The organism is Ancylobacter sp. Lp-2, assembly GCF_020523795.1.
Lineage (GTDB): Bacteria > Pseudomonadota > Alphaproteobacteria > Rhizobiales > Xanthobacteraceae > Ancylobacter.
Window position 1 is genome coordinate 396,434 of sequence record NZ_JAJALI010000002.1, and the last position, 22,081, is coordinate 418,514.

The 22,081-nt window shown below is 67.7% G+C and carries 22 protein-coding genes; 12 read left to right on the forward strand and 10 right to left on the reverse strand.

Features of this window, described 5'->3' with window-relative positions; genetic code table 11:
• Positions 1 to 60: 60 nt before the first annotated feature.
• From cysE to LGR54_RS06470, 3 genes are all read left to right on the forward strand, one after another.
• On the forward strand, positions 61 to 915 hold the full coding sequence (cysE, locus tag LGR54_RS06460) for a serine O-acetyltransferase (RefSeq protein ID WP_230361137.1): 855 nt from the start codon (positions 61 to 63) through the stop codon (positions 913 to 915).
• Positions 916 to 1,028: 113 nt separating this feature from the next.
• Positions 1,029 to 1,241, forward strand: coding sequence for a DUF3126 family protein (locus LGR54_RS06465; RefSeq protein ID WP_213351414.1), 213 nt, complete (start codon positions 1,029 to 1,031; stop codon positions 1,239 to 1,241).
• A gap of 3 nt (positions 1,242 to 1,244) precedes the next feature.
• Positions 1,245 to 1,775 (forward strand): gamma carbonic anhydrase family protein, encoded by a 531-nt coding sequence (locus tag LGR54_RS06470; protein WP_230361138.1) that lies wholly within the window; start codon positions 1,245 to 1,247, stop codon positions 1,773 to 1,775.
• Between the two features lie 201 nt (positions 1,776 to 1,976).
• Here LGR54_RS06470 and LGR54_RS06475 read toward each other — a convergent pair whose 3' ends face one another.
• On the reverse strand, positions 1,977 to 2,615 hold the full coding sequence (locus LGR54_RS06475; protein WP_230361139.1) for a transglutaminase-like cysteine peptidase: 639 nt from the start codon (positions 2,613 to 2,615) through the stop codon (positions 1,977 to 1,979).
• Positions 2,616 to 2,809: 194 nt separating this feature from the next.
• On the opposite strand from LGR54_RS06475, the gene LGR54_RS06480 reads away from it, so the two are divergent.
• Together LGR54_RS06480 and LGR54_RS06485 are read left to right on the forward strand one after the other, a co-directional pair.
• On the forward strand, positions 2,810 to 3,595 hold the full coding sequence (locus LGR54_RS06480) for a rhomboid family intramembrane serine protease (RefSeq protein WP_230361140.1): 786 nt from the start codon (positions 2,810 to 2,812) through the stop codon (positions 3,593 to 3,595).
• Positions 3,596 to 3,806: 211 nt separating this feature from the next.
• Positions 3,807 to 4,238, forward strand: coding sequence for a CBS domain-containing protein (locus LGR54_RS06485; RefSeq protein ID WP_230361141.1), 432 nt, complete (start codon positions 3,807 to 3,809; stop codon positions 4,236 to 4,238).
• Positions 4,239 to 4,506: 268 nt separating this feature from the next.
• On the opposite strand, the gene hisI is transcribed toward LGR54_RS06485, so the two are convergent.
• The gene (gene hisI / locus LGR54_RS06490; protein ID WP_230361142.1) at positions 4,507 to 4,998 is read right to left on the reverse strand and encodes a phosphoribosyl-AMP cyclohydrolase; all 492 of its coding nucleotides are present in this window, start codon (positions 4,996 to 4,998) and stop codon (positions 4,507 to 4,509) included.
• The gene (folE, locus tag LGR54_RS06495; protein ID WP_230361143.1) at positions 4,995 to 5,654 is read right to left on the reverse strand and encodes a GTP cyclohydrolase I FolE; all 660 of its coding nucleotides are present in this window, start codon (positions 5,652 to 5,654) and stop codon (positions 4,995 to 4,997) included. Before folE ends, hisI begins: the two co-directional genes overlap by 4 nt.
• Positions 5,655 to 5,882: 228 nt before the next feature.
• On the opposite strand from folE, the gene LGR54_RS06500 reads away from it, so the two are divergent.
• Positions 5,883 to 6,332, forward strand: coding sequence for an iron-sulfur cluster assembly scaffold protein (locus tag LGR54_RS06500; RefSeq protein WP_230361144.1), 450 nt, complete (start codon positions 5,883 to 5,885; stop codon positions 6,330 to 6,332).
• Between the two features lie 4 nt (positions 6,333 to 6,336).
• On the opposite strand, the gene LGR54_RS06505 is transcribed toward LGR54_RS06500, so the two are convergent.
• Together LGR54_RS06505 and LGR54_RS06510 are read right to left on the reverse strand one after the other, a co-directional pair.
• Positions 6,337 to 6,807, reverse strand: coding sequence for a hypothetical protein (locus LGR54_RS06505; protein ID WP_230361145.1), 471 nt, complete (start codon positions 6,805 to 6,807; stop codon positions 6,337 to 6,339).
• A 105-nt stretch (positions 6,808 to 6,912) separates the two neighbouring features.
• Positions 6,913 to 7,608, reverse strand: coding sequence for a phosphatase PAP2 family protein (locus LGR54_RS06510; RefSeq protein ID WP_230361146.1), 696 nt, complete (start codon positions 7,606 to 7,608; stop codon positions 6,913 to 6,915).
• A gap of 131 nt (positions 7,609 to 7,739) precedes the next feature.
• Here LGR54_RS06510 and yidD point away from each other — a divergent pair, with 131 nt between their 5' ends.
• From yidD to LGR54_RS06525, 3 genes are all read left to right on the forward strand, one after another.
• Positions 7,740 to 8,048 (forward strand): membrane protein insertion efficiency factor YidD, encoded by a 309-nt coding sequence (gene yidD, locus LGR54_RS06515; protein ID WP_230361147.1) that lies wholly within the window; start codon positions 7,740 to 7,742, stop codon positions 8,046 to 8,048.
• Positions 8,049 to 8,146: 98 nt separating this feature from the next.
• Entirely contained in the window at positions 8,147 to 10,108 is a 1,962-nt protein-coding gene (gene thrS / locus LGR54_RS06520; protein ID WP_230361148.1) for a threonine--tRNA ligase, read from the forward strand.
• 229 nt (positions 10,109 to 10,337) lie between these two features.
• Positions 10,338 to 10,898, forward strand: coding sequence for a helix-turn-helix transcriptional regulator (locus LGR54_RS06525; protein ID WP_230361149.1), 561 nt, complete (start codon positions 10,338 to 10,340; stop codon positions 10,896 to 10,898).
• Between the two features lie 297 nt (positions 10,899 to 11,195).
• On the opposite strand, the gene LGR54_RS06530 is transcribed toward LGR54_RS06525, so the two are convergent.
• Together LGR54_RS06530 and LGR54_RS06535 are read right to left on the reverse strand one after the other, a co-directional pair.
• Entirely contained in the window at positions 11,196 to 13,814 is a 2,619-nt protein-coding gene (locus LGR54_RS06530) for a glycosyltransferase (RefSeq protein ID WP_230361150.1), read from the reverse strand.
• Positions 13,815 to 14,092: 278 nt separating this feature from the next.
• Entirely contained in the window at positions 14,093 to 14,569 is a 477-nt protein-coding gene (locus LGR54_RS06535) for a hypothetical protein (RefSeq protein ID WP_230361151.1), read from the reverse strand.
• A gap of 338 nt (positions 14,570 to 14,907) precedes the next feature.
• Between LGR54_RS06535 and LGR54_RS06540 the strand changes: the two genes are divergently transcribed.
• Positions 14,908 to 16,515 (forward strand): beta-1,6-glucan synthase, encoded by a 1,608-nt coding sequence (locus LGR54_RS06540; protein WP_230361152.1) that lies wholly within the window; start codon positions 14,908 to 14,910, stop codon positions 16,513 to 16,515.
• Here LGR54_RS06540 and LGR54_RS06545 read toward each other — a convergent pair.
• Positions 16,475 to 16,855: a hypothetical protein gene (locus LGR54_RS06545; RefSeq protein WP_230361153.1), complete on the reverse strand. Its 381-nt coding sequence runs from the start codon at positions 16,853 to 16,855 to the stop codon at positions 16,475 to 16,477. The two genes, LGR54_RS06540 and LGR54_RS06545, sit on opposite strands and share 41 nt — an antisense overlap.
• A gap of 152 nt (positions 16,856 to 17,007) precedes the next feature.
• Here LGR54_RS06545 and glmU point away from each other — a divergent pair, with 152 nt between their 5' ends.
• Both glmU and glmS read left to right on the forward strand, forming a co-directional pair.
• On the forward strand, positions 17,008 to 18,369 hold the full coding sequence (gene glmU, locus LGR54_RS06550; RefSeq protein WP_230361154.1) for a bifunctional UDP-N-acetylglucosamine diphosphorylase/glucosamine-1-phosphate N-acetyltransferase GlmU: 1,362 nt from the start codon (positions 17,008 to 17,010) through the stop codon (positions 18,367 to 18,369).
• A gap of 100 nt (positions 18,370 to 18,469) precedes the next feature.
• Complete coding sequence (gene glmS, locus LGR54_RS06555; RefSeq protein WP_230361155.1) at positions 18,470 to 20,296, forward strand: glutamine--fructose-6-phosphate transaminase (isomerizing); 1,827 nt, start codon at positions 18,470 to 18,472, stop codon at positions 20,294 to 20,296.
• 37 nt (positions 20,297 to 20,333) lie between these two features.
• On the opposite strand, the gene LGR54_RS06560 is transcribed toward glmS, so the two are convergent.
• Positions 20,334 to 21,437 carry a glycosyltransferase family A protein gene (locus LGR54_RS06560; protein WP_230361156.1) on the reverse strand — a complete coding sequence of 368 codons (1,104 nt, stop codon included), beginning with the start codon at positions 21,435 to 21,437 and terminating at the stop codon, positions 20,334 to 20,336.
• A 118-nt stretch (positions 21,438 to 21,555) separates the two neighbouring features.
• Positions 21,556 to 22,008: a preQ(1) synthase gene (gene queF, locus LGR54_RS06565; RefSeq protein WP_230361157.1), complete on the reverse strand. Its 453-nt coding sequence runs from the start codon at positions 22,006 to 22,008 to the stop codon at positions 21,556 to 21,558.
• Positions 22,009 to 22,081 lie beyond the last annotated feature (73 nt).

Consider the following 22,081-nt stretch of genomic DNA (forward strand, 5'->3'; position numbering starts at 1 on the left):
CGTGGCCGCCGCCGGCTGAATGCGGCCCACGCCCCAGGGCGGAAGACAGGACACAAGGCGATGGTGCAGGCTGTTAACACCCGCGCGGACCATGCGACGCGCTCCCTCATCGAAAAGGTCGACCCGGTGTGGTCGCGCATCCGCCAGGAGGCGGAGGAGGTCGCCGCCAACGACCCGGCGCTGGCCAGCTTCGTCTATACGACGGTGCTGCATCACCAGTCGCTGGAGAAGGCGGTGGCGCACCGCATCGCCCAGCGGCTCCATCATGCCGACGTCCCAGCCGAACTGATCCGCCAGGCCTATGACGACGCCTTCGCCGCCGATCCCGCGATTGGCGTCGCCATCCGCGCCGACATCATGGCGGTGTGCGACCGCGACCCGGCGACCGACCGGGCGCTGCAGCCGCTGCTCTATTTCAAGGGTTTCCACGCCATCGAGACCCATCGGCTGGCGCATTGGCTGTGGCACAATGGCCGGCGCGACTTCGCGCTCTATCTGCAGAGCCGCGCCTCGGTCTGCTACCAGGTCGACATCAATCCGGCGGCACCGTTCGGCCGCGGCATCTTCTTCGACCATGCCACCGGCATCGTGGTCGGCGAGACGGCGGTGATCGAGGACGATGTCTCGATCCTGCAGGGCGTCACCCTCGGCGGCACCGGCAAGGAACATGGCGACCGCCACCCGAAGATCCGCTACGGCGTGCTGATCGGCGCCGGTGCCAAGGTGCTCGGCAATATCGAGATCGGCCATTGCGCCCGTATCGCGGCCGGCTCGGTGGTGCTGAAGCCGGTGCCGGCCAAGACCACGGTGGCCGGCGTGCCGGCACGCATCGTCGGCGAGACCGGCTCGTGCTGCGATCCCTCGCGCAGCATGGACCAGCTGTTCGATCTGCCCTTCCTCGGCGAGTCGATCTGAGAGGGGTCATCTGAACCGGGGAAGCAGACCCGGGCGCGGTTGCGCCGCGCGCCGGGCCGTGGCAAGGCTCCCGGACGTGGCTGCGGCCTGACACACATCGTGGGAGCACGGTTTTGGAAAAGAAAGATCTCGAGCGCGTTCAGACCTATATGCGCCGACTGTTCAACAACACGCAGATCAAGGTCGTCGCGCGCCCGAAGAAGAAGGATTCGGCCGAGGTCTATATCGGCGACGAGTTCATCGGCGTGATGTTCGAGGACAAGGAAGACGGCGACCTGTCCTATAATTTCCAGATGGCGATCCTCGACACCGACCTCGAGGATTGATCGATGCCGGTCTACGCGCTTGACGGCGTCCAGCCGGACCTGCCCGCCCTCGGGCGGTTCTGGATCGCCCCCGACGCCGCCGTCATCGGCAATGTCGCGCTCGACGACGAGGCGAGCGTCTGGTTCGGCTCCGTCATTCGCGGCGACAATGAACGGGTCTCCATCGGCGCCCGGGTGAACATCCAGGAGCTGTGCGTCCTGCACACCGACCCCGGCTTCCCGATGACCATCGGCGAGGACTGCACCATCGGCCACAAGGCGATGCTGCATGGCTGCACCATCGGCGCCAACAGCCTCGTCGGCATGGGCGCCACCATCCTCAACGGCGCCCGCATCGGCCGCAACTGCCTCGTCGGGGCGGGGGCGCTGATCACCGAGGGCAAGGAATTCCCCGATAATTCGCTCATCGTCGGCGCCCCGGCCAAGGCGATCCGCGAGCTCGGGCCGGAATGGGTGGAGCGCATCAGTCGCACCTCTGCGCATTATGTGCGCAATTGGCGCCGTTTCGCCGAAGGTCTGAAGCGCATCGATTGATGCGCGGCCTTTCGCAGACAAGATATCGTAATCGTCGATTAAGCAAAAACGCTCCCGCCAATCGGTCGGGAGCGTTTTTATTAGGTAAATGCCCGGCGTTTGTTCAGAAGGCGTCAACCATCCGCGCAGGCGTGCCGGAAGCGGGGAAGGGCGCCGGGAGGAGGCAGGCGACAGGGATAGCCCGCTTCTCTCCCACGTCGCTCACCTGGCGCGGCCGACGGTCGCTGGCGCCAGCACGTCGCCCAGCGAGACCCAGCGATCCGGGTTGCCCTGCGCCTGCCGCTTCACGAAGCGATAGCCGGTTTCGTGCCACAGCAAGATCGGCGCTTCCTGGTTGTCGAGGATCAGGTCGCCACGGTCGCTCACCACGGTGAGCACGGCGTGGCCGGCATTCTTCTTGTCGCGCACCACGGTGATCAGCAGCGTCTCCGGCGGCCAGCCGAGGCGGATCAGCTCGCGGCGTTTCACCAGAACGTATTCCTCGCAGTCGCCATAGCCGTCCTCGGCATAGGTCCAGCGCTCGACCTCGCCATAATGGTCGATGTCGGTCATCGGCTGGATGCGGCGATTGACCTCGTCATTCACCTGCTTGAGCTGATGGAATTCCGCTTCGTTGACGACGACCCGGCCGGCGCGCCCGTTGCCGTTGCCGCAGTCGGCCGGCATGGCCTCGCAGAACTGCGCATAGCCGATCGGCGTCGAGGTCGAGCCGCTCACCGCCATGTTGGCGGCGAAGGGCGAGAGCATCGCCACCGCCTCGCTGGCCCGCGCCGTCTCGGCGGGAACCGCCAGCACCGCCATCGCCACCGCGACCAGGGCCCCTGTGAGGCTCTTCAACATCGCGAACTCCATTTCCCTGTCCATGATCACATCATGGCAGAGAGATTTTGATCTTGATCTAAGCGCCACGTGGAATTCGTAACGACTGCGGCGAGGGAATGTTAACGGGTTTTCTATTGCTCGTTAACCATTGCAGCTCGCATTTTATTTACGTCTGCCCGGCACGCGGGGGGCGCGTTCCGCTTGCCGAGTCGGTGTGGGACGCCTATGTCATCGGCGTGCTTGACCCGACCCGACATGCCGATCCTCGGCACCAGCCCATCTTCAACGTGCCGGCGGTGATCGTCGGGCTGGCGGTGGTGCTTATCGCCATCCAGGCGCTGCGCAGCGTGGTGGGCGAGGCGACCGACATCGACATCCTCGCTCTGTTCGCCTTCATCCCGGCCCGCTTCGATCCGACGGTGTTCGCCGACGGCGTGCTGCCCGGCGGCACCGGGGCGGATGTCTGGACCTTCGTCACCTATGCCTTCCTGCATGCCGATTTCATGCATGTAGGCGTCAACACGCTGTGGCTGCTGGCCTTCGGCTCGCCGGTAGCCCGTCGCTTCGGGATGGCGCGCTTCCTCGCTTTCTTCCTGTTCACCGCGGCGGCGGGGGCGGGGCTGCATCTGCTCACCCATGCCGGCGAGCCGGTGCCGATGATCGGCGCCTCCGCCGCCGTCTCAGGCTGCATGGCGGCGGCGCTGCGCTTCATGTTCGCGACCGAGGGCTATGCCGCCTGGCGCCCGGATGCCATGCAGCACGCCGTGCTGCTGCCGGCGCCGCCGCTGCTGCGGGTGCTGCGCGATCGGCGGGTGATCAGCTTCGTGGCGGTGTGGTTCGCCATCAACCTCGCCTTCGGGCTCGGCGCGCCGAGCGGCATCGCGTCCGGCGCGGTCGCCTGGGAAGCGCATATTGGCGGCTTCCTCGCCGGTCTGCTGGCCTTCCCGCTGTTCGATCCCGTGCGGCGCACCCCGGCCGACCGCCGCTACGCCGACTGACGGCGACGGCATCGCCGGCCCTCTCCGGTCGAGGCGTTTTCCGCGAGTTTCAGCAACCCTATTGCCGTCCGGCCCAATCGGGTCGATCATCTGTCGCAAGGGAATGTGCCGACGCCACGGGACGTTCCGCAACCGGCGGACGATCAAACGATCCGCCCGACAAGCGGAGCACCACCATGGCGGATGGTGCCCACCGGGAAGGAGGCAAGCCATGACCGTGCGGTCTATCTTGGACGAGAAGGGTTACGACGTTGAGACCATCGGCCCGAGCGCCTCGTTGCGCGAGGCCGCGGAGGTGATGTCGCAGAAGCGTATCGGCGCCCTGGTGGTGACGGATCGCGAGCGGCGGGTGATCGGCATCCTGTCGGAACGCGACGTGGTACGGGTGATCGGCCTTGAGGGGCCGGAGCGGCTGGACGACGAGTTGTCCACGGTGATGACCGTCAAGGTGGTCACGTGCGACACCAACGAGACGGTGCCGCAGCTCATGGAGCAGATGACCGCCGGCCGCTTCCGCCACATGCCGGTTGTGCAGGGCGGCAAGCTGATCGGCCTCGTCTCCATCGGCGACGTGGTGAAACACCGCCTCGCGGAATTCGAGCGCGAGAGTTCGGCGATGCGGGAATACATCCTGTCGACCTGAACGGCGGAGAGCCTCTGGGGGCCATCATCCCGAGGCGTGAACGGCGCGAGCCTCGCTGAGGCGGGTTCCGTGCACGCCGAGGCATCGTGCGCGTTGCCGCGAGCGGCCGACCACCTTGGAAGATGACGCCGCTCCGGCCTGATCGGGCGGAGGCGACGGGGGGCGCCGCAGGGCAGGGCGAACTTGTCCCGGGCAAGAGGCGTTCAGAGCGAACGCTTGGAGGCCACGCAGTCCCGGCCCTGGCGGGGATCCTGAACGCCGTGCGCCCTCAGAAGCGCGGCGTGTCGGTCTTGCCCGGCGTGCCATAGACTTGCTGCGGGTCGAACAGCTTGCCGCCGTCATTCACCGTGAGCGTCAGTTCCGGCGAGGGCGCCGCGCCGAGCGGCACCGAGCGGAAGAAACACGAGCGATGCCCAGTGTGGCAGGCGGCACCGCTGCCGGCCATCTCGACGCGCATCAGCACGGCGTCCTGGTCGCAGTCGATCCGGAGCTCCACCACCTTCTGCAGGTGGCCGCTTTCCTCGCCCTTCTTCCACAGCTTGCGGCGCGAGCGGCTGTAATAATGCGCGAAGCCGGTCTCGATGGTCAGCGCCAGCGCCTGCGCGTTCATATGCGCGAGCATCAGCACCTCGCCGTCGCCGGCGTCGACCGCGACGGCGGTGACGAGGCCGTCGGCATCGAATTTCGGGCTGAGGCGGTCGCCTTCCTCCACCGCCAGCTTGTCGCCGGCGGGAGCGAACCAGCCAGCGGCGTCGCTCACGACCGCGCGCCGCGGATCAAGTTCATGAAGCGCACCTGCTCCTGCGGGTCGTCGCGGAACACGCCGGTGAACTGCATGGTGACGGTGGAGGCGCCCGGCTTCTGGATGCCGCGCATCGCCATGCACATGTGCTCGGCCTCGATGAGGATGGCGACGCCGCGCGGCTTCAGCGTCTCGTCGAGCGCGGTGATGATCTGCGAGGTCATGTGCTCCTGCGTCTGCAGGCGGCGGGCATACATGTCCACGACGCGGGCGATCTTGGACAGCCCGACCACGCGCTCCACCGGGAAATAGGCGACATGCGCCTTGCCCATGAACGGCACCATGTGATGCTCGCAATGCGAATAGAACACGATGTCGCGCACGACGACCATGTCGTCGAAATTGCCGATCTCGCCGAAGGTGCGGTCGAGCACGTTCTCCAGCGGCGTGCCGTAGCCCTTGTAGAGCTCCTCATAGGCCCGCACCACGCGCTTGGGCGTGTCGATCAGCCCCTCGCGTTCCGGGTTATCGCCGGCCCAGGCGATCAGGGTGCGCACCGCCGCTTCGGCTTCCTCGCGGCTGGGCTTCTGCGGGGCGGTCGTCTGGGCGTCCTCGACAGGGCTCCCGCTTTCGTTCTTGGCACTACGCATCAGAGCATTCAGCACGGCATCCATGACGAACTCCGTTCGACGGCGCATTGGTAACCGGGCGCCGGGGTGTCACCGGTTTTGTCGCCATGCGGGTGAAGGACCGGCCGGAAGACCGGCTGCTCCGCCTGCCACGCAGAGGCTCGAACGGGACCGGGGCTTCTTCCGCCACGATCCCGCATTCCTATATAAGGGACACATGCCGCGTCGCAACCAACCATTACGCAATGCTGCTCCCGCCGGATGGGCGTTCTCATGATCAACGACGTCTATAATCGCCGCATTCTCGAGCTTGCCGCTGATATACCACGGCTCGGCCGGCTCGACTCTCCCGATGCCACTGCAACCGCGCATTCGAAACTTTGCGGTTCCACCGTCACCATCGACCTCTCCATGAAAGAGGGCGTCGTCACCGATTTCGCCCATGAGGTGCGTGCCTGCGCTCTCGGACAGGCCTCCTCCTCGATCATGGCCGATCACGTGGTGGGCGCTACCGCCGACGAACTGCGTGAGGTGCGTGACGTCATGCGACGCATGCTGAAGGAAAACGGCCCGCCGCCGGAGGGGCGGTGGGCCGAACTCGCCGTGCTGGAGCCGGTGCGCGACTACAAGGCGCGCCACGCCTCCACCCTGCTGACCTTCGACGCCGTGGTCGACGCTATCGGCCAGATCAAGGCGCGGCAGGCCACCGAGGCGGCGGAATAGGGCCTCACCGCACGGTGAAGAAGGTGAACAGCACCTCGCCCTTGGCACCGGTAAGGCAGAGGAAGCGGTTCGGTTCGTCCTTGCGGTCGCGCTGAATATAGGCCTCGCCCATGATCACCCCATTCACCGGCGTCTCGCCGATTTTGCTGTTGGCGGTGGCAATGGTGAGACCGTCGACGTCGATATAGATGTCGTCGACCGAAGGGGAGACGGCCTTCAGCCGCTCCAGCGCCCGTTGCTTGCAAGCGGCGACGCGCTGCATGTCGGGGTCCACCTCCGGCGAGGTGGCGGCCGAGGGCGCCGGCTGGGTGCCGCCGGCCGGACCGGGCGGCGCCGGAGTCGCTGCGCCGGGCGTCGTGGACGGCGATGCCGGCGCGGTCTGGGCGGTGGCCGGCAGAGGTCCGAAGCTCGCGAGCAGCAATGACAGGCCCACGAAGCGGGCAGGGAAGGCGGCAATCCGGGCGGCAAAGATCATGGCGGGTTCCTCGGGGAGGCGCCTTTCGGCGCCGTGCCCCTTCTCAATGCGCCGCCCGGTACGTGGTTCCCGTTCGCGATGTCTTGCGACGGGACGAGACACCATTCAGCCGCCATAGCCGAGCACGCGGCGCACTTCCGCGCGCGCCGCCGCAAAGTCCTCCTGGAACTTGGCGTTCCGCAGCTCCTGCGTGGCGATCAGCGTGCCGGCGATGCGGCCGGCGTCGATGTCGCTCGCATAGTGAATGCCGCCGATCACGCGGTTATGCGCGTAGTCGGCCGCGCGGGCGAAGATCTCGGCCTGCTTCTCCGGCACCATGTTGGCGAGCACCACGGCGGTGAGATAGGCGAAGCTGGCATGGCCGCTCGGATAGGCGCCGCTCTTGGACAGCGGCACCATCGGCTTGACGCGCGAATCGAAAAGATGCGGGCGAGGGCGCTTCCAGACGTCCTTGGCCGGATCGACGATGTAGCCCTCATCCTCGGCGACGCGGGCGAAGAAGGCCTTGGCGACCGGCAGCTTGTCCCCCGTGAAGTCCGCCCCCATAACATTGGCGAAGCGGAATACGTCCTCGGTGGCATCGGCCTGGGCGGCGGCGGCCTGATCCGGCGTGCGCGCCTGCTGGATGAGGAGCAACTGGCCGATTTCCGCCGTGGTGGTCGGCGAATCCTGCGCCGGCGGCGGCGCCAGTACCTTGGTCAGGTCGAGCTGTTCATGGGTGATGTAGTTGCCACCATCGGCGAAGGCTGGGACGGCGACGAAAAGCACGAGGAGCAGGGGAGCAAAGGCGAGCCGGCGCATGGTGGATCTCCGCGAGGGTCAGAACACGGGCGCCAGATAAACCGCCAGTTCATGACGCCGGCATGTCGGTGGAAATCATAGTGAGATGACCTATAGTCATCGCGAACGTATGGGAAGTCTTACGAAGGGTCATGATTCGCCATTTGCTTTCGATCCCGTCCTATCTGTTGAGGGCACCGATCCTCGTCTACCGCTATTCGCTGTCCGCCTTCATGGGGCGGCAATGCCGCTACCTGCCGACCTGCTCGGAATTCGCCGATCAGGCGATCACGCGTCATGGCGCCTGGGCGGGTGGCTGGATGGCGGCGGGGCGGATTTGCCGCTGTCATCCCTGGGGTGGCTCCGGGTTCGAGGCGGTGCCGGTCGAATTGCCGCCGAAAGCCGTGTGGTATAAGCCGTGGCGCTACGCGCGGGCGCCTTCTTCCTGGACGAAGAGCTAGATCGTCTCCCGTTCGCGCGGGCGGGCGACGGCCCGCCGGTCACATCACTGAGAACAGCCTACCTGCGTGGTTCGCAGGAGTGGGCAGGAGAAAAGACCATGATCCATCTCACCTTCCCCGATGGCGCCGTGCGTGAATATGCCCCCGGCACCACCGGCGCCGAGGTCGCCGCCTCCATCGCCAAGTCGCTGGCCAAGAAGTCGCTGGCGATGAAGCTCGACGGCGTGCTGACCGACCTCTCCGATCCCATCGCCACCGATGCCAAATTCGAGCTCGTCACCCGCGAGAGCCCGGAGGCGCTTGAGCTCATCCGCCACGACGCCGCCCATGTGCTGGCCGAGGCGGTGCAGGCGCTGTGGCCGGGCACGCAGGTCACCATCGGCCCGGTGATCGAGAACGGCTTCTATTACGACTTCTTCCGCAACGAGCCGTTCTCGCCGGAGGATTTCGCCGCCATCGAGAAGAAGATGCGCGAGATCATCGCCCGCGACGCACCCTTCACCAAGGAGGTGTGGGACCGCGACGAGGCGAAGCGCGTCTTCGGCGAGAAGGGCGAGGCGTTCAAGGTCGAGCTGGTCGACGCCATCCCGGCGGACCAGAAGATCAAGATCTACAAGCAGGGCGAGTGGTTCGACCTCTGCCGTGGCCCGCACATGCCGAGCGTTGGCAAGATCGGCAACTCCTTCAAGCTGATGAAGGTGGCCGGCGCCTATTGGCGCGGCGACGCCAAGAACCCGATGCTGACCCGCATCTACGCCACCGCCTGGCGCACCGACGAGGAGATGGCCGCCTATCTTCACCAGCTGGAGGAGGCGGAGAAGCGCGACCATCGCCGCCTCGGCCGGGAGATGGACCTCTTCCACTTCCAGGAGGAGGGGCCGGGCGTCGTGTTCTGGCACCCCAAGGGCTGGAGCCTGTTCCAGAACCTCGTCGCCTATATGCGGCGGCGCCTGAAGGAGGACTATGACGAGGTCAACGCCCCGCAGGTGCTCGATAAGTCGCTGTGGGAGACCTCCGGCCACTGGGGCTGGTACAAGGACAACATGTTCAAGGTGCAGCCGGCCGGCGACACCGAGGACAATGACCGCGTCTATGCCCTGAAGCCGATGAACTGCCCCGGCCATGTGCAGATCTTCAAGCACGGCCTGAAGTCCTACCGCGATCTGCCGATGCGGCTTGCCGAATTCGGCGCGGTGCATCGCTATGAGCCGTCCGGCGCCCTGCACGGGCTGATGCGGGTGCGCGGCTTCACCCAGGACGACGCCCACATCTTCTGCACCGAGGAGCAGATGGCGGCGGAGTGCCTGAAGATCAACGATCTCATCCTCTCGACCTATGCCGATTTCGGCTTCGAGGAGATCGTGGTGAAGCTCTCCACCCGGCCCGAGAAGCGCGTCGGTTCCGACGCGGTGTGGGACCACGCCGAGGATGTGATGGGCCGCGTGCTCACCCAGATCGAGGCGGAATCCGGCGGCAAGATCAAGACCGGCATCCTGCCGGGCGAGGGCGCCTTCTACGGCCCGAAGTTCGAATACACCCTGCGTGACGCCATCGGCCGCGAATGGCAGTGCGGCACCACGCAGGTGGACTTCAACCTGCCGGAGCGCTTCGGCGCCTTCTATGTCGACGCCGACGGCGGCAAGAAGACGCCGGTGATGATCCATCGCGCTATTTGCGGCTCGATGGAGCGCTTCACCGGCATCCTGATCGAGCATTTCGCCGGGCATTTCCCGCTCTGGCTGGCGCCGGTGCAGGCGGTGGTGGCGACCATCACCTCCGAGGGTGACGACTACGCGCAGGAGATTCTCGCGCTGGCCAAGAAGCGTGGCCTGCGCGTCGAGAGCGACCTGCGCAACGAGAAGATCAACTACAAGGTCCGCGAGCACTCGCTGGCCAAGGTGCCGGCGCTGATCGTCGTCGGGCGCAAGGAGGCGGCGGAGCGCACCGTCTCCATTCGCCGCCTCGGCTCGCCCAACCAGACGACGCTGTCGCTGGATGAGGCGCTGGATGCGCTGGTGGCGGAGGCGACCGCGCCGGACGTCACCCGCGCCGCCGAGTAGGCGGCCGGGCGGCACGCCGGCAAGAGTGGCGATAACGAAAGGCCCGGGGCTCGCTCCGGGCCTTTTTCATGCGCCCCGGGCGATCCCCGAGGGGCCGGGCGGTGCCTCGCCCGCTGCCGCACCGTCGAGCGAAGGGCAGCCCCCCGGCACGTCACCGTGACGGGTGGCTGTCGTGGCCGGCAGCACGTTCCGCCGCTAGGTTGGCCTGGCTTCCTCGGAGACCCCCGCCATGCTGCTTCGCCTCGACCGTGCCCGGCTGCGATCGGAACGCCGCAAGCGCGGCTGGTCGCAGGACCAGCTGGCGGCGATCAGCCGCCTCAGCGTGCGGACCATCCAGCGACTCGAAAGGGGCGACGCGGCCACCCCCACCTCGCTCGCCGCGCTGGCACTCGCCTTGTCGCTGTCGGAAGCGGCGCTGGTGGTGCCGGACGGCCCGGTCCGCCGCGTCACGCCGCTCACCATCTGCCGCGATCTCAACGCCTCCCGCCGGCTCTACACCGGCCTCGGCTTCCGCGTGATCGAAACCGACGCCCCCGGCTGCATCGGGCTGAAGGGCGGCAGCGGCCACCTCATCCTCTGCACCCTCGCCTTCATGCGTGGCGACTATGCGCATCCCGGCCTCGACGAGTTCGTCGACCGCACCATCCCCTATATCTGGGTGCGTTCGCTCGACGCCGCGCTGGCCGGCTATGCGAACCCGCTGGAGGTGGTGGAGACGCGCGCGGGCACCCGCGAAGCGCTGGTCGAGCAGCACGGACAATGGGCCATCCTGGCTGAAACCCCGCCGTGAAGCGCTCGGCTCGGCTTGCGATCCCCTTGGAGGCATGTCAGCGCGGTCGGCAAAATGACGCCTTCGGAACGCAGCGCGGCTCCGGCTCCTTCCCCCACCACCAGCCAGCCTTCGCTCCTCGCGAGCCTTCGCTCATCATTAGGCTTCGCTTACCACAGGCCGAAGCGCGGCCGGCCCGGCCTCACCGAGGCGCCCTCGCGGACGTCGCAAAAGCAGAACGCCGGCCCCGCGAGGGACCGGCGTTCGGTCGTCATCTCGATTGAGAGCGGCCGGGCCCTCAGGCCCGGTCGCCCGGTCTCACATCTGCGGGCCGGCCGGCGGCAGTTCGCCCGCCGAACGGTTGACCGTCACGCCCACCGGCAGCGGCTGAGCGGCGCGGCCCGGCAGCAAGGCGGCGGCGCGAGAGCGCAGCGCCGTCCAGGTGGCGAACTCGTTGTACTTCGAGCCTTCCAGCCAGCCGATGAAGGCGGCGGCGAGGAAGGGCAGCGCCTGGATCGCCAGGGCAAGGGCGAACAGGTCGACCTCCACCACCGCGTGCCAGTTGGTCATGCGCAGGGCGATGGCGCTGAGCAGCAGCCCGCCGCCGATCACCGCCTCGGGCAGCGCCGGGAAGGCGCGGGCGGCGCCGGACAGCCAGGAGCCCTTGGCGGTGCGGGCGAAGGCAAGGTCCTTGTAGCGGAACCCGTCATAAACCGCCTTGGCCACGGTGAACTGCACCGCCATCGCCGCGAAGGCCGCGCCGATCATGCGCAGCGGCGTGGTGGCCACCCGCAGCCGGTAGAGGGCGCAGAAATGCAGCACATAGATGCCGAAGCAGAACACGATCGGGATGGTCAGGATCCGCTGCGGCACGGCGATGCCGAGGCCGAGCACCACCGGCGCCCACAGCAGCGACAGCACCGCGACCAGCGCGCCGATGCTCTCGGCGCCGAGCCAGCTCACCCAGCCGATCGAGAACTCGCGACGCTGCGCCGTGGTCAGGCGGGTCCCGCCATTGGGCAGCATGCGGCGCCAGTGCTTCTTGATGATCTGCATGCCGCCATAGGCCCAGCGGTGGCGCTGCTTCTTGAACGAGGCGAAGTCGTCCGGCAGCAGGCCCCAGCCATAGCGCACGCTGGTGTAGTGGCTCTTCCAGCCGCGCTCGACGATGGACAGGCCGAGATCGGTGTCCTCGCAGATCGTGTCGCTCGACCAGTCGCCGGCTTCCACCATGGCGGCGCGACGGATCAGGCACATGGTGCCGTGCACCACGATGGCGTCGTGCTCGTTGCGCTGGACCATGCCGATGTCGAAGAAGCCGGCATATTCGGTGTTCATCGCCTCGTTCAGCAGGCTGCGACGGGCGTCGCGATGGTCCTGCGGCGCCTGAACGATGCCTACCGTCGGGTCCTCGAAGGTCGGCACGAGGTCGCGCAGCCAGTTGGGCGAGACCACGTAGTCGGCGTCGATCACGCCGATGATCTCGGCGTCCGGCGCGGTCTGCTCCATGGCCACGCGCAGCGCGCCGGCCTTGAAGCCCGCGACCTTGGGCAGGTTGATGAACTTGAAGCGGTCGCCGAGCTGCTGGCAATAGGCCTCGATCGGCTCCCAGAAGGCCGGGTCGGGCGTATTGTTGATGATGACGAGGCATTCGTAGTTCGGCCAGTCGAGCCGCGCGATGCCGTCGAGCGTCTGCTTCAGCATCTCCGGCGGCTCTTTATAGGCCGGGATGTGGATCGACACCTTGGGCGTGCGGGCCGGCATCGGGCCGTTGGCGTTCTCGATCAGCCGGCGCGGGCGGCGGCCAAAGGCGATGGTCGCCAGTTCCTCGACCCGGTAGAGCATGACGATGACCAGCGGCACCAGCAGCACGATCGAGACCACGAAGGTGATCTTGTTGCCGCCGATCACATAATGCGTCAGCCAGTGGTCGGTGACGGTCGCGATCCAGGCGCCGACCAGATTGGCGGCACCGGCCATCACCGCCGCCTGGGTGAAGGTCAGGCGGGCGAAGCGGAACAGCGGCAGCGAGAAGGCGATGCCGAACAGCAGCGCGATGGCGGCAGTGGCGCTGTAGGTCGAGGGGGTGATCGGGCCGGAGAGCGGGAACTTCAGATGCCGGTCGGCATCGAGCATGCCCCAGTACTGGCCGACCGAGCCCTCGAAGCTCTTCCACGGCGCGTCGAAGGCCTCGATGAGGTTGTAGTCGATGCCGAGCGCGTCGGCGCGGGCGGCGAAGTCGCGGATCACCCGCGCCTGGATCAGCTCGCCGGGCACGGCGGCATCGCGGTTGTAGCCGGCGCTCGGCCAGCCGAACTCGGCGATGACGATACGCTTGCCGGGATAGGCGGCGCGCAGGCGGTTGTAGATGTTGATGGTACGGTCGACGACCTGATCGGCCGGCACGCCTTCCCAATAGGGCAGGATGTGCGCGGCGATGTAGTCGACGGCAGAGACGAGCTCGGGATGATCGAGCCAGACGTCCCAGGTTTCACCGGTGGTGACGGGTACGTTCACCTCGCGCTTCACGCGGCGGATGGTGTCGATCAGCTGCTCGGGGGTGCGCTCGGCGCGCAGGATCGACTCGTTGCCGACCACGATGCCGACGACGTTCGAGTTCTTCTTCGCCGCCTCGACGGCGTTGGCGATCTCGCGGGCGTTGCGGTCCTCGTTATTGTCGAGCCACGCGCCGACGGTCGTCTTCAGCCCCTTCTCGTTGGCGAGGCGGGCGACGTTCTCCAGGCCACCGGTGGAGGCGTAGGTACGCACCGCCTTGGTGTAGGGCGCCACCGCTTCCACGTCGGAGCGGATCTGGGCCTCTGTGGTGGGTTGCCCCTTGTCCGGGTTCGCATCGCGACCATACGGCGCGAAGGACATGCTGGCCAAACGGTCGGGGATCGCCGGGGCGGTCGCCTCCGAACGCATCGCGAGCCACATGAAGGCATGCACGGACGTGACTACCGCAATCGCAGCGGCAGCGACACGAACAGCGGGACGCATGGACTAACCACCAGCTTTGGAGAGGTATTGGGGCGATATATAATTCAATTCTAACGCTTTTGCAGCATCCGCATGCCTGCATCGCAAAAAATGCGATTCGCGCCTGCGGCTTGCTCCAAACACGCCAACGGAAAGATGGTTCCCGTCTGTGGCGGCGGCGTGTCGCGGCTGGGGCCGCGTGATGAATTCATTTGGGTAAAATCAGCTGTCCCAAATCACTGCGCGGCCGGTGCCGCCGCAGGCGCCGACGGCGCCGCCGGGGTCGAGTCCGGGTTCACCCAGCAGGCGTGGACGCGCTCGGAGAGACGCTCCTGCGCCTTGGGGTCGATGTTGCCCTGCCGCACGAGGCAGCGGAAGGCGATCTTCAGGTGCTCGGTAGGGCAGCCGAAGCGCTCATAGAGCTCCATGTGACGCTTGGCGGTGTCGACATCGTCGCGCCACAACAGCAGGGCGATGCGCCGGCCGCTCCACACGCATTCCGGCAGGCCGGCATTGCCGGGCAGCTTGGCCGCCTCGTTGTATTCCTCAATCGACCGGCGCTGGGCCTCCTTGGCCTGCTCTTCCGGGGATTGCTGTTCGGCCGGCTTCTGCTCGGACGCGCTGTTCTGCGCGAACGCCGGAGCGGTGACGGCAGCCGTGAGAAGAAGGCCGCCGAACAGGGCGGCGGTGAGGAGGCGTACGGAGCACAACATGGAGAAGTTCGTCACACGCGAGAGGAAACCGGACAGGCTCGAAGACACTAGGTGAAGCTGCCGAATTTGTCAGCATCGCGGCGTCGTTGCTGCCTTGTTGTGCGTAAATGTACTCACCGGACAATTAAACCCCGCGCGGCGCCTCCCCATACCGCCGCGATGTCGCACTGCCGCATGGGCCGATGTCGCGCCGTTGCGCGGGGCCCGGCCATATCGACGCCGCGATTTGCCGTCCTGCTGCCTCCCGCCTTATGCCGCCCTGTGCCCCCTTGCGCTCACCATGTTGCGCGGCTACCCCAGCCGGTGCCGCATCCTAGATCCCGCTGGAGACGTCCCGCATGCGCTTCGCCCTTCCGCTCGCCGCCGTCGTCTGCGCGGTGATCGTTGCCGTCTGGGCCTGGCTCGGCCAGCCGGTGCCCATGCCGGCCACGCCGCTGGCGGCGGGGGAGAAGATGCCCTGCGTGTCCTACGCGCCGTTCCGGCCCGGCCAGTCGCCCTTCGTCGAGGGGCTGGTCATCCCGCCCGAGCAGATCGACGACGATTTCGCCCGGCTGGCGAAGATCACCCATTGCGTGCGCACCTATTCCACCGAGATGGGGCTGGACGTGGTGCCGGCGATGGCGCGCAAGCACGGGCTGAAGGTGCTGCAGGGCATCTGGATCGGCCGCAACGAGGAGAAGAACCGCGTCGAGATCGACGCGGCGGTCAAGGCGGCGCAGGAGAATCCCGACGTCATCGACGCCATCATCGTCGGCAACGAGGTGCTGCTGCGTGGGGAGCAGTCGCCCACCGGCATGGCGGCGCTGATCCGCGAGGTGAAGTCGAAGGTGCCGGTGCCCGTCACCTATGCCGATGTCTGGGAGTTCTGGGAGCGCAACCGCGACCTCGCGCAATATGTCGACTTCGTCACCGTGCACATCCTGCCGTTCTGGGAGGATGTGCCGGTCGCCGCCGACAAGTCGGCCGCGCATATCGGCGAGATCCGCGAGCATGTCGGCAAGGTGTTCGCCGGCAAGGACATCCTGATCGGCGAGACCGGCTGGCCGAGCGAGGGGCGCATGCGCGAGGGCGCGCTGCCGTCGCCCTCCAACCAGGCGATGGTGATCCAGGAGTTGCTGGCGCTCGCCAAGGACAAGGGCTACCGCATCAACGTCATCGAGGCCTTCGACCAGCCGTGGAAGCGCGCTTCCGAGGGCACGGTCGGCGGCCATTGGGGCTTCCTCGACGCCTATACGCGCGACTTCAAGTTCGGCTGGGGCGAGGCGGTGTCCGATCATCCCTACTGGCTGCGCCAGGCGCTCATCGGCGTGTTGCTGGCGCTGGGCGTGTTCGCCGCCGGCGCCTTCGGTGGCCGCGCCGGGAACATGGACACCCGCCGCTGGCTGGCGGTGTCCGGCATCGGGCTGTTCGCCGGGCTGACCATCGGCCGCGCCTTCGTCTCGGTGCCGGTCGAGAGCCTCGGCGCCGGCGGCTGGATCCGCGGCGGCTCCATCCTCGCTCTGGCGGTCCTCGTCCCGCTCGCCGCCGCCTTCGCGGTCGGCCGGCAGGCGAGGGCGGCGGCGCTGACCCAGGCGCTGGACGGCGTGTCCCGCCGCGCCGCCGCGCCGGTGGAGCGGGTGATGGCGATCCTGCTCGCCGCCTCGGTGGTGGTGATCGCCCATGTGGCGCTCGGGCTGGTGTTCGACCCGCGCTACAAGGACTTCCAGTTCGCCGGCCTCACGCCGGTCATCATGGCCTTCGCCTTCTACGCGCTGACGGCGGCGCCGCGCGTCACCGCCGAGGCCTCGGCGGCAGAGAAGATCACCGCGGCGATCTTCCTCGGCAGCGGCCTCTACATCGTCTTCAACGAGACGCTGGCCAACTGGCAGGGCCTATGGACCGGCGTGCTCCTGGTGGTGATGGCGCTCAGCCTCTGGCGCCTTGCCACGGCCGCGCAAACGAGATGAGCAGCAGGCCGGCCGCCACGCTGGCCAGGTTGTTGTTGTACATCACCAGCCCGACGCCGGTGGCCATGGCGGCGATGGTGAACATCGGCACGGACGGCCGGATCAGTTGCACCAGCGACGTCGCCAGCGCGGCGATGCCGAAGGTGGAATAGCCGAACAGCTCGATCACCGTCCGCCGCACCGTGCAGGTGCCGGTTTCGACGCCGAGGCAGGCCAGCCCGACCGCCGACTGCTCGACCAGCGCGTAGCGCATGTAGATCGCCCAGCCGAGCGCGAAGCCGCCGAGCACCAGGATGACGTTCCAGGCGCGGGCACCCGGCAGGAAGTTGCGCTGGCTCATGGTCGGCTCCTCACATCGGCGTGTCGCAGAGACCCCTTGGATGCCACGGCCGGCGCCGCCATTCAACGGCCGGAATTTCCCAGTCTTTCCGGCGGCGTCTTTCCGGCAGCCTCCGCGCTGCGGTAAACACGGGCGCCCGCCCTCTCGGAGAAATGCGCATGCGCCGCCTGCTCGTCATCGTCCTCGCCGCCGGAGAAGGCACGCGCATGAAGTCGGCGCTGCCGAAGGTCATGCACAAGGTCGCCGGGCGCAGCATGGTCGGCCATGTTCTGGAGACCGCCAGGGCGGCCGGCGCCGCCGAGATCGCCGTGGTCATCGGCCCCGATCACGATCAGGTGGCGGCCGAGGCGCGCCGTCTGGCGCCGGAGGCGAGCGTCTTCGTGCAGAGCGAGCGGCTCGGCACCGCCCATGCCGTGCTCGCCGCCCGCGAGGCGCTGGAGCGCGGCTATGACGATATCCTCGTCATGTATGGCGACACGCCGCTGGTTCGGCCGCAGACGCTCGAGGCGCTGCGCGCGCCGCTGGCCGAGGGCGCCGGCCTCGCGGTACTCGGCTTCCGCCCCGCCGACCCCGCCGGCTATGGCCGCCTGATCACCCAAGGCGACGACCTCGTCGCCATCCGCGAGGAGAAGGACGCCAGCGCGGCGGAGAAGACCATCGGCCTGTGCAATGCCGGGCTGATGGCGCTCGACGGCGCGCTGGCGCTGGATGTGCTGTCGGGCATCGGCAATGCCAACGCCAAGGGCGAGTACTACCTCACCGACGCGGTGGAATCGGTGATCGCCCGTGGCCGTCCGGCGGCGGTGTGGGTGGCGGAAGCCGGCGAGGTCGCCGGCGTCAACACCCGCGCCCAGCTCGCCGAGGCCGAGGCGGTGATCCAGCAGCGGCTGCGCCGCGCGGCGATGGAGGGCGGCGCCACCCTCATCGCCCCGGAAACCGTGTTCTTCAGCGCCGACACCACGCTCGGCCGCGATGTCGTCGTGGAGCCCAACGTGGTGTTCGGCCCCGGCGTCGCGGTGGCCGACGGCGTCGTCATCCGCGCCTTCAGCCATCTCGAGGGCGCGACGCTGGCCACCGGCGTCTCCGCCGGTCCTTTCGCGCGCCTGCGCCCCGGCGCCGCGCTGGGGGAGGGGGTGCATATCGGCAATTTCGTCGAGATCAAGAACGCCGACCTCGCACCGGGGGTGAAGGTCAACCACCTGTCCTATGTCGGCGATTCCACCGTCGGCGAGGGCACTAATATCGGCGCCGGCTCCATCACCTGCAATTATGACGGCTTCAACAAGCACCGCACGGTGATCGGCGCCAACGCCTTCATAGGCACCAACAGCCTGATGGTGGCTCCCGTGACCATCGGCGACGGCGCCTATGTCGGCACCGGCTCGGTCATCACCGACGACGTGCCGGCCGATGCGCTCGCCATCGGCCGGGCCCGGCAGGTCAACAAGCCCGGCCTCGCCACGCGTCTGCGTGAGCGTCTTCAGGCGATCCGGAAAGCCACCCCGCAGAGCTGAGATAAGAATCGTTATCCGAATTGATTTTTGCAGTGCGGTGACACCCGGTTAAACCCGTGCCGGTAAGTTCCTGTGCTGGTTCGCGCGAAAGGTCTGCGCCATGTGTGGCATCATTGGCATCCTCGGTACCGCTCCGGTGGCCGACCGGCTCGTCGATTCGCTGAAGCGTCTCGAATATCGCGGCTATGATTCCGCCGGCATCGCGACGCTGGAGCAGGGGCGCCTCACCCGCCGCCGCGCCCAGGGCAAGCTGCGCAACCTCGAAACCGAACTCGGCCAGGCGCCGCTCGCCGGCCAGATCGGCATCGGTCACACGCGCTGGGCCACCCATGGCCGCCCGAGCGTCGCCAACGCCCATCCGCACGCCACGACGCAGGTGGCGGTGGTGCATAACGGCATCATCGAGAACTACCGCGAGTTGCGCGAGGAGCTGCTGCGCGACGGCGCCAATTTCGAGAGCGAGACCGACACCGAGGTCGTCGCCCATCTCGTCACCCGCGAGCTGCGCAGCGGCGCCGGGCCGGAAGCGGCGGTCGCCGCCTCGCTGCCGCGCCTCAAGGGCGCCTTCGCGCTCGCCTTCATGTTCGACGGCGAGGACGACCTCCTGATCGGCGCCCGCAAGGGCTCGCCGCTCGCCGTCGGCTACGGCAAGGGCGAGATGTATCTCGGCTCCGACGCCATCGCGCTCGCCCCGTTCACCGACACCATCTGCTATCTCGACGATGGCGACTGGGCGGTGCTGCATCGCGGCCGCGCCGAAATCCGCAACGCTGCCAATGACGTGGTGGTGCGCCCGATCCAGCGCTCCACCGCCTCCGCCTTCCTGGTCGAGAAGGGCAATCACCGCCACTTCATGGCCAAGGAGATGCACGAGCAGCCCGAGGTCGTCTCCCACACGCTGGCGCATTATCTCGACCTCGCCGCCGAGACGGTGCAGCTGGAAGCCGACCTGCCTTTCGACTTCACCAATCTTGAGCGCATCTCCATCGCCGCCTGCGGCACCGCCTATTATGCCGGGCTGATCGCCAAGTACTGGTTTGAGCATTTCGCCCGGCTGCCGGTGGAGATCGACGTCGCCTCCGAGTTCCGCTACCGCGAGGCGCCGCTGCCGAAGAACGGCCTCGCTATCGTCATCTCCCAGTCCGGAGAGACCGCCGACACCCTGGCCTCGCTGCGCTACGCCAAGCAGGAGGGGCAGAAGGTGATGGCGGTGGTCAACGTGCCGACCTCCACCATCGCCCGCGAGAGCGACGCGGTGATGCCGACCCTCGCCGGCCCGGAGATCGGCGTCGCCTCCACCAAGGCCTTCACCTGCCAGCTGGCGACGCTGGCCGCCATCGCGGTGGCGGCGGGCCGGGCGCGCGGCGTGCTGTCGCCCGAGCGCGAGCGCGAGCTGGTGCGGGCGCTGGTCGAGGTGCCCAGGCTGATGAACGAGGCGCTGCGGCTCGGCCCGCAGATCGAGTTGCTGGCCCGCTCCTTCGCCAAGTCGCAGGACGTGCTCTATCTCGGCCGCTCGACCGCCTATCCGCTGGCGCTCGAAGGTGCGCTGAAGCTGAAGGAGATCAGCTACATCCATGCCGAGGGCTATGCCGCTGGCGAGCTGAAGCACGGCCCGATCGCGCTGATCGACGAGAAGATGCCGGTGGTGGTGATCGCCCCGCACGACCAGGTGTTCGACAAGACCATGTCGAACATGCAGGAAGTCGCGGCGCGCGGCGGGCGCATCGTGCTGCTCACCGACGCGCGCGGAGCCGCCGAGGCCGGCATCGAGACCGAGGCGACGCTGGTGCTGCCGGAGATGAACCCGCTGATCGCGCCGCTGGTCTATGCCATCCCGATCCAGCTCATCGCCTATCACACGGCGGTGCACATGGGCACCGACGTCGACCAGCCGCGCAACCTCGCCAAGTCCGTCACTGTGGAATGACCGTCGTGGCGGGCTCGCCCTGCCGCCGCCGATCGTCTCAGAAGTTCGGCTTCTGCAGCATGACGCGCAGTATGTCGCGCAGGTAGCGGCGCGGCTGGCGCCAGGGCGAGCGCCGCCCGATGGAGATGAAGGAGACCGAAGCCGGAAGCCGAACCGGTTCGGCCTCCGGCTCGGGCTCAGGCGGGAGAGCCGGCGAGGTCTCGGTCTCCACCGGCTTTGCGATCTGCTCCAGCAACCGGGCTGCCTCGCTGCGCGGCGCCGGCAGGTGATCCAGCGGATGCACGCCGGCGGGATCGCGCGCCAGTTGCTCCATCACGTCGCGATAGCGGGCGAGCTCGCGCTCCGGCGGCGACGGCTTGGTGGCGAATTCGAGCGGCAGCATCGCCGCGCAATCCGGCCCGAGGCCGATCGCGGCGGCGCAGTAATTCACCGTGCAGCGTTTAGCGAGGGATTCGCGATAATCGGACACGTCGGTGCGGTTGGCGTACCAGCCGTTCTGGCCGTGCACCCGATAACGGACACTGTTCGTCGGCAAATAATATTTGCGGGCGCCATAGACGCTCGACGCCATCACCAGGCAGCCATCGGCGCACATGCGCCACATGCGGATGAACGGCTCGGGGAACTCGGTGCAGCGCCGCGCCCAATAGAGCCGCATCGACAGTGCCGATGTCGACGCCCCATACCAGGCGCCGGTGAGATAGGTCATCACCACCGTATGGCCGAGATCTTCCTCATCGGAGGCGAAGGCCTCGACCTCGTTCGACAGCCCGAACCGCTGCAGGTCGGAAAACACGAAATCGACGTCGGGGCGGGCATCATAAAGTGCGCCCAGCCGGGCGAGGTAGCCGGGCTCCCACAGGTCGTCGGCGTCGAGGAAGCACACCACGTCGGCCTCCGCCCGCGCCGCGCCGTTGGCGAAGCCGGCAAGCTGGCCGCGATTGGGCGAGAAGACCAGCTCGACGCGCGGATCGTCGCCATGCGCCTGCCTCAGCCGCGCCGCCGAATCGTCGGTGGAGCCGTCGTCGATGACGATCACCCGCTCCGGCAGGCGAGTCTGCGCCAGCGCGCTGGCGACCGCCTCCAGGACGAAGCGGCCATAATTGTAATTGGTGATCACCACCGCGAAGGTTGTCGGCACGGAGCGCTCCCTTCATTCCGGCCGGCGGCCGCTCCGTGAGGACGCCGAACCATCCGGACCGCCGCCCATGCTGTCAAGCCGGGGCGGGCGAGGGGGGCATGGCAGGCGGGGTGGGGAGCTAGCCGCGCCCGCGATAGGGCGGCACGCCCTGGTCGGGCAGCCAGATGTCCTTGGGCGGCGCGCCGCTCTGCCAGAACACGTCGATGGGGATGCCGCCGCGCGGATACCAGTAGCCGCCGATGCGCAGCCAGTGCGGCTTGAGCAGGTCGTGCAGCCGCCGCCCCACCGCCACCGTGCAGTCCTCGTGGAAGGCGCCATGGTTGCGGAAGCTCGCGAGATAAAGCTTCAGCGACTTCGATTCGACCAGCCAGCCATCCGGCACGTAGTCGATGACCAGATGCGCGAAATCCGGCTGCCCGGTCACCGGGCAGAGCGAGGTGAACTCCGGGCAGGTGAAGCGGGCGACATAGAGCGTGTCGGCCTGCGGGTTGGGAACCCGGTCGAGCACCGCCTCGTCGGGCGAGGCCGGCCACACGGTGGCGCGGCCGAGCTGCAGTGTCTCGTCGGTCATGTCGTTCTCCTCGCCCCCGCCCGGACGGTTGTTTAGCGCGGGCTGTTTCGCATGTCCTCTTTCGCATGTCATG